At 48.6% G+C, this 6348-nt stretch carries 13 protein-coding genes; all 13 read right to left on the bottom strand.

Translation table 11 applies throughout. From position 1 onward, the window contains the following. Window positions 1–119: 119 nt before the first annotated feature. A complete protein-coding gene (locus tag AC6B99_RS26525) occupies window positions 120–563 on the bottom strand; it encodes an XF1762 family protein (protein WP_496664623.1) in 444 nt (147 codons plus the stop codon). A 47-nt stretch (window positions 564–610) separates the two neighbouring features. Continuing rightward, complete coding sequence (locus AC6B99_RS26520) at window positions 611–814, bottom strand: hypothetical protein (protein ID WP_496664622.1); 204 nt, start codon at window positions 812–814, stop codon at window positions 611–613. 19 nt (window positions 815–833) lie between these two features. Next, window positions 834–1028, bottom strand: a complete 195-nt coding sequence (locus tag AC6B99_RS26515) for a hypothetical protein (protein WP_496664205.1) — start codon at window positions 1026–1028, stop codon at window positions 834–836. A gap of 252 nt (window positions 1029–1280) precedes the next feature. Beyond that, window positions 1281–1898 (bottom strand): hypothetical protein, encoded by a 618-nt coding sequence (locus AC6B99_RS26510; protein WP_496664621.1) that lies wholly within the window; start codon window positions 1896–1898, stop codon window positions 1281–1283. Next, window positions 1895–2344 (bottom strand): ASCH domain-containing protein, encoded by a 450-nt coding sequence (locus tag AC6B99_RS26505; RefSeq protein WP_496664620.1) that lies wholly within the window; start codon window positions 2342–2344, stop codon window positions 1895–1897. Before AC6B99_RS26505 ends, AC6B99_RS26510 begins: the two co-directional genes overlap by 4 nt. A 36-nt stretch (window positions 2345–2380) precedes the next feature. After that, window positions 2381–2509 carry a hypothetical protein gene (locus AC6B99_RS26500; protein ID WP_496664619.1) on the bottom strand — a complete coding sequence of 43 codons (129 nt, stop codon included), beginning with the start codon at window positions 2507–2509 and terminating at the stop codon, window positions 2381–2383. A 21-nt stretch (window positions 2510–2530) separates the two neighbouring features. Next, window positions 2531–2713: a DUF7167 family protein gene (locus tag AC6B99_RS26495; RefSeq protein WP_496664618.1), complete on the bottom strand. Its 183-nt coding sequence runs from the start codon at window positions 2711–2713 to the stop codon at window positions 2531–2533. A 19-nt stretch (window positions 2714–2732) separates the two neighbouring features. Next, window positions 2733–3137, bottom strand: a complete 405-nt coding sequence (locus AC6B99_RS26490) for a hypothetical protein (RefSeq protein WP_496664617.1) — start codon at window positions 3135–3137, stop codon at window positions 2733–2735. A 28-nt stretch (window positions 3138–3165) separates the two neighbouring features. Further along, window positions 3166–3813: a hypothetical protein gene (locus tag AC6B99_RS26485; RefSeq protein WP_496664616.1), complete on the bottom strand. Its 648-nt coding sequence runs from the start codon at window positions 3811–3813 to the stop codon at window positions 3166–3168. Between the two features lie 9 nt (window positions 3814–3822). Continuing rightward, window positions 3823–4101, bottom strand: coding sequence for a hypothetical protein (locus tag AC6B99_RS26480; RefSeq protein ID WP_496664615.1), 279 nt, complete (start codon window positions 4099–4101; stop codon window positions 3823–3825). A 118-nt stretch (window positions 4102–4219) separates the two neighbouring features. Beyond that, window positions 4220–4543 (bottom strand): HNH endonuclease, encoded by a 324-nt coding sequence (locus AC6B99_RS26475; protein ID WP_496664614.1) that lies wholly within the window; start codon window positions 4541–4543, stop codon window positions 4220–4222. A gap of 9 nt (window positions 4544–4552) precedes the next feature. Next, window positions 4553–5338, bottom strand: coding sequence for a PD-(D/E)XK nuclease-like domain-containing protein (locus AC6B99_RS26470; protein WP_496664613.1), 786 nt, complete (start codon window positions 5336–5338; stop codon window positions 4553–4555). Further along, window positions 5304–6203 (bottom strand): hypothetical protein, encoded by a 900-nt coding sequence (locus AC6B99_RS26465; RefSeq protein WP_496664612.1) that lies wholly within the window; start codon window positions 6201–6203, stop codon window positions 5304–5306. The genes AC6B99_RS26470 and AC6B99_RS26465 overlap by 35 nt, the downstream gene beginning before the upstream one ends. Window positions 6204–6348 lie beyond the last annotated feature (145 nt).

The following is a 6348-nucleotide window of genomic DNA, read 5'->3' as shown; positions in this document are numbered from 1 at the left end:
CCGAAACTTAATCTCCCTCATCTTCGTTCACTCTCCCTAATGTAATGGTTCCACGAACTGACGTTCTATCAAAGGGTATGATGGGCCGCCAGCTCGTGGGTACGGCTGTATGGGTGGTACTATTCAGCGAGTATCTCCCAGATTGTTTTCTGTCCGGTGGGATGCTTGTCCAGACGCGGGCGAGACTCGCAATTCCAGCTTCCGCCCTGCGTTTGGTAGAGTGACCTCCAACCCGAAGCTCTCAGGCTTGTGCCCGGTTCCTGTGCCAGTGTATAGGTGACAAGCCTTCGGTATCCCATAGCCCTCGCTGCCTGCCACGCAGCTGCGTACAGCTTGCTCGGGGCGTTCCGTGTTCCGTCAGTGCAGCAACGAGTGACTTCTAGTGTCCTGCCGTTATCCAAATGGCGCGCTACTGGACGCCCCACCATGACCACGCCGACAACTTTTTGCTCGTCAGCCACCGCGATGCTAAATTTGTGACCCTGTGGTGCTGGGTGATGCCGATGATACTGCTCCACATAAGCGCAGGCGTCTGCATACGTTATTGGCTGCGTTTCTAGCACTTCCGTTCCCTCCTCCCTTTTGTATGGGTGGTTATATGGGGTGATGCCTAGAGCCTAATCCCTTGATCTCGAAACCACTCTTCAATTTCGTCGTACTCATCTTCCGAGATTCCCCAGCTTTCCATGAGCTCTACTAGCGAGTCTCTACGCGCCTGCTTCATGACCATCTGCATGAACGTTTTCAATTTATCCGGCATTGTCGTTCCCTCGTCACCTTCCAGCCATACACCTGGCAAATTGTTTCTTTTCATGTCGTTCCCTCCCATGTATTCAGACCTCATCAACATCTGTAATTCCGTCAATTTCTTCCCCGCATGACGGACAAACATGGATGCAACAATCTCTGTATTCAGGATCAGATATACTACCGATGTCGCTTCCTGTAAAAACATTCCTTGTCGCTTTATCCCAATCTCGATTCCAATTCTTAACTCCGCATTTCGGGCATTTTGCTTTGAGTTTCATTTTGTAGCCCTCCCATGTATTTCTGTATTCAACCTGCATGAATGTCCGCATGACCATCGTTGTTGCCGTCCAGATCAGAGCATCCGCTGCACAGCTTTATTTCTCGCCTTGGATCTGATTGATACGCGGAACCAAACATCCTGCGATACCTGTTGCCCGCCCAAATGAACCGACCACATCCATCACATTCGTGTGTCTTTCTGGCTGTGTGAACCTCATTCCTAATAACAACGCTCACTTGAATCCGCCCTCCTAGTACCCGTTAGCCTGACGGTCAGCGGCAATAGACTTGTAAGACTCGAAATTCGTCTGTACTCGCTCTTTAGCCTTAGCTACAGCTCTTTTGTATCGCTCATCCCTGTAAACTGACTTGCCAAGCAATACGTCGCTCACAACCCAATCCTCTCCATCATGACGGATGAAAAAGTCATATTCTTCAATGGTGAACACCTTCTCCCCAATTACCGACTCGCGGGTTATCACACCTTTATTAAGAGTGGTTATCTCGAACTTTTCCGGATTCCGCAGCTTACGAATTGGCGCTGGCGGCTTCTCCCTACGCTGTCTAGGCTTCCGCTCGCGCTTAGGCAGCTGCTCAACGTATTCGCTCAATGCTTCCATGTCAATTCCGCTTAAGCTCTCAAATTCCGTCTGGCACTTCTCGAAGAATTCTTTGTGCGCCTCAGAAAGCTTGCGTTTTCCTATCTCTTGCTCGTACCACCAAGGACGGAACACCGTAATGTATGAGCGGTCAATATACTCGCCGTATGCATCCCTCGCAATGCGGAGATGCAATCTGTGCAGGTCCTTTCCCTGCTCTAACCGTGCTGCAACGATCTTAAATACCTTTTTAAGCTGACGTTTCTTCATTGTTCACCATCCCAATTCCAGAGCCCTTGCTGCCCCTTGGCTGGGATCGGCTCTGCAAACCGCTGAACGTCTGCAAGATGCCATGCAAAACGGTCGTCATCGTACCAGCCAAATGCGAATTCATTTGATGCTTGTCCGATCCAGTCAGTCGGCACACCGCCAACCATTAACACTGCATCGCCTGTATGGTCCATGTGGATTGCTTTTGAATCGGATAAATTGACTATCGCGACTACCGAACCTGCGGGGAGATTATCCGCAGTGTATCCATGTTTGGCGAGCGTTGACTTGATCGGCTCACTCTCGCAAGCCTTCCTGTCTATCTTCTTGCCTGCGTGGATAGCTATCGGTCCACGGTGCTTCGTAGCCCAACTGCGCGTTTCAAAGCGTTTTTCGTCAAGCGCAATGAGTGTTGCATACGGCTCTATGATCGTAATAGCTTTCATGTTTGTTCCCTCCTGTATTGGATGCCCCGAAGGCGCTTAATACTTTCCATCCGATTCAATTTCCCGCATCGTTCTTTCCAGATCCGAAACGTGGATTATTTCTCCTTCACAAACCAAGTGAGGTATAGAATCGACAAGCTCTTTCCACATTCTTTCGTAGTTCAATCTGTCCGCCTCCTTTCCCCTCTAACCCTCACGAACAGAAACTTCTATATATTGCTGCGCATCTTCATACGCCAATTCTGTAATGCGATCCCTGCGTTCCTCGTCGCTCAATCCTTCAAGCTCTTTTGCATCTACTTCGAAATCTATTTCCCTCTTTGCTCCGGGAAAACCGATAGAAAGAGTGTAAGTTATTAAAGTCTCCATTTATTTTCTCCTTTCCCCTCTATAGGGGGTTACTCCGCTTTAACATGTCTGCTTCAATTTCCTCTGTATCCTTTAACGCAAATGCTGTCCAATCATCAATTTCGCCTTTTATAGCCCACACAGCGTCAAAATCAAACCCGTGCAGCAACGGCTCATACTCGGCTGTCAAATCGGTATCAAACTCGCATTTGCCGCATGCTACCCAGCTTTCGTTGTTCGTGAACTCGTAATCGGTCGTTTCGATGTACAGTTCATATTGACCACAGCATGGACAACGTTCTGCCTTGCGCGTCAGTTGCCCATAATAATCAAACACCCTAAGCCTGCGAACTGCTATATCCACCGATATACCGCAATCGTCAGCGTATTGCTGCGCTCGCGCTTGAAACGCCTCTATGACCTTCCTGCGCTTTGACTCTCCCATATAGGGTTGTCCTCCTCTCTGTATGGAGCTAAAATAGCGTCATTTGAACGGCAGCTCGCGGCTCATACTGCACCCATTGCTCGCCGTATTCTCGCATCCACTCATCTATGCTTTTCCTGCGATTCCATGCGTCACGCGGTATCCAGCTGGTGTTGTCGCCCTGTACAGCCTGACTGTAAGGCGCAAACCATTCATGGCGCATCATGCCGAGCAAATGCACCTTGGCGCGCATAGGCTTAAGCAGCAGGCTGTCCAAATATCTCCTTCGCTGGTCATCAGGCATTCGCACTGTGCCTCCGACAAAAACCGTTTCCTCCGATTGCAGCATTCCTTCGTCACCGCCCGGCTGCAGGATCGGTATGGGGCGATATCCCCGGCGCCTCATATCTCGTAAATACCACTCCGTCGCCTCTGGGTTACCGATCTCGTCGTACTGCATGTATTGGTGCCGCGACTTGACGTTACGATCAATGTAGGCGCGGTAGCCTTGGTAAGATATGCAGTCATCCGTAAACGTGCCGGGGTCCCATATGACCGACCTGTTACGCATGTACGGCTCGATCCATGACGGATACTTGCGTAGCAGCGTGGCGCTCAGCAGCCAATACGGCACACTTTCAGCCGCTGCAGCTAGATGCTTGCGATTGACGCCAGCGACGTATATGGTCCGTATCATCTGCCCACCTCAATTCTCGGTATACAATTCTTCCAGGGCGGCGTGCAGATCGTTCTCGCTGCAACCAAATTCCTTCGCCAGCTCCCGCGCTAATTCGGGGTTCTTATCCACGTCCGCTGCTAAATGGTTAAAAGCATATGTCGCCAGCTTCTGGTGTACGCTGCCCTCTGGGTAAACAACTGCTATTTTGCTTGGGTATCCCTTTTCGGGGTCAACAACCTTGCAATTCAGGCAAAGTTCGTTAAGCGTGTATATCCGATTGCAGTTGGCGCAAAGTGTTCTGTCCATTTCGCACTCTCCTCTTTGGGTATGGAGCTATAGGGGTTATCCCTACAAAAAAATATGATCATTCGGCCTCCGCTGCCGCTAGGTAATTCAGTCGCTTTGGAGGCCTTCGTCCAATTAGTTAATTTGCATCCAATAGATTATCAATGCGATATTTTTCAAACCACTGCCTAACCTCACGCTTACTGTGCGCCTCTGTATGGCACGGACGGCACACGCATACGCCGTTGTCTACCGTGCCCAATCCGCCCTGAGATTTATAGATGATGTGATGAGGCACAGACTCAATATAATGGCTGCCACAGCGCACACAACGTGCCTTGTCGCGCTCTACGATCGTATTGATAGTCTTGGTGCTGAATTTACCTCTAGCGGCTCGTTTGGGCTTATTACGAGCGTGTGACGGCTTGAATACTGCGCGTATAGGTTGGTTGGATAGATTCATAGTGTCCTCCTAAACTGCTAAATCGCTGTAATGGGTGATTCCTCGCAGCTTCTTTGTGCGGGCGCAGTAACTGCATTTATCGCACCGTGTAGGCGGTTCGAACCCACGCTTTACCGCCATAATTCTCGGCATCTTATCAGCAACCTCATTTAATTCAACAAGTAACCGTTCATCATCAAAGCCGATAACCGCTTTATCCGGTGTATTCTCTTTTGATATCGCAACGATCAGAGGTTCCAACCAATCAGCACGGCCGCAAGAAATCCGCTCTATTTCTGCATATACCGCCATTTGACGGATGTACTTAAAAAATTCTATGAATGATTCATACATGCCGTATTCCTTGTTCCAGTATTTTTCGCGAATTCCCTTGACCGTTTTTAAATCAACGATCCTGCCACGCTGCCTGTTCAGAACATCTACCTTTGCCTTCCACTTGGCGCCAAACATATCAGCCGTCAGAATTACTTCTTTTTCACCCTGCAGCACGAATTGTATAAATTCATCGTCGCGGATGGTTTGGATCATGGCATTCGCATTATCGTATTTGGCATAAAGCTCGCCTTTAGAGGTGAATAGTTCTGGCGTGGTCCGCTTAAACTCGTCCAGCGTCCCCTCGACATATGCGTGAACGTATGAACCCAGTAGGAAATGTTCGTTGGAAGGGGCTATATAAGTCCCTGACAGCTTCGCCATCGCTCTAGCTTCACACTCTTCGAAATCCTTGAACTGGCTATTACTCATATAAATCCGGTTAGCTTCAATCGAGTGGTAGTTCTGACTGGTTAGGATCATGGTCAGGAGCACCCTTTCCTTCTGTCTGCTTCAAATATTCCTCGAAATCATCAACCGTTTTGGATACGGATTCTTTTGGCGCAGCAATACCTTTAATGTCAAAGTAATCTTCTCGCTTAGCCATGCCGTCTCTTATCGATAAACCTATTTTTTTGAGACTAACAAGGTCGTGTTCAGTAAACGCGCTTATCTTATAACCGAAATATGTTTCTACCATCTCAGTCGAAACCTTGAACTCTTTGTCAAATGCAGCCAAAACAGCGTTTAATCTATCCATCAATGGTTCGTTATTCTTGCCCATAAGAGTCTTGCTACACTGCTGTATTGCCTTGTCTACGATATCTCCAGGTATAACGCCAAGGATGCAAGCGCGGCGACGGCGAGCGCCCATATTCGCCACAAGCTCATAAATATCACGAGGATCGGTTAATTTTTGCACACCGCGCTTTGTGTGACGTTCATGCTTAACGGTGAAAATCTTTGTCTCACGGACATTTGTTTCTAAATCCCAGCAGTAAGCCATAGCTACCGATTCCCCAGACTTCTGCTCCAATTCAACAACGCCTGAGTCGATGTTCCCCCAATTCTGAGCAATTACCTCGACTAATCGAATTGATGGACCGGTTACTTTCTCGGAACCACGCGGGTATTGATAAACCGCATTCTCCGCCAGCAGTTTCCGATCACAAGCCGTCATGATGCGCTGATAGGATTGAGATAAGTCACGCGGAAACTGCTTAGCCATGAACACCATTGCCTTAACTTCCTGCATTTGACGGCCTACCATTGACTCCGTTGCAACGCTTCTATCTTGATGCGCTACCTTTGGCAGATAATCGCTGTCACTATTTTCATGATCAAACATTGAACAATCTCTCCTTTTGGTCTATAATGACCGTATTATCTTTCACCTTTACTTGACTGGCGCTGCTACAACAGCGCCTTTTCTTTTGGCGTTTTTCAGCAATACGATGGCTATCCTTCGCCCTGACCTATGACCTTTGAATCGT

The organism is Paenibacillus liaoningensis (assembly GCF_059609455.1).
Note: the sequence above shows the minus strand (reverse complement) of the source record. Positions and strands in the feature narration are given on the sequence as shown.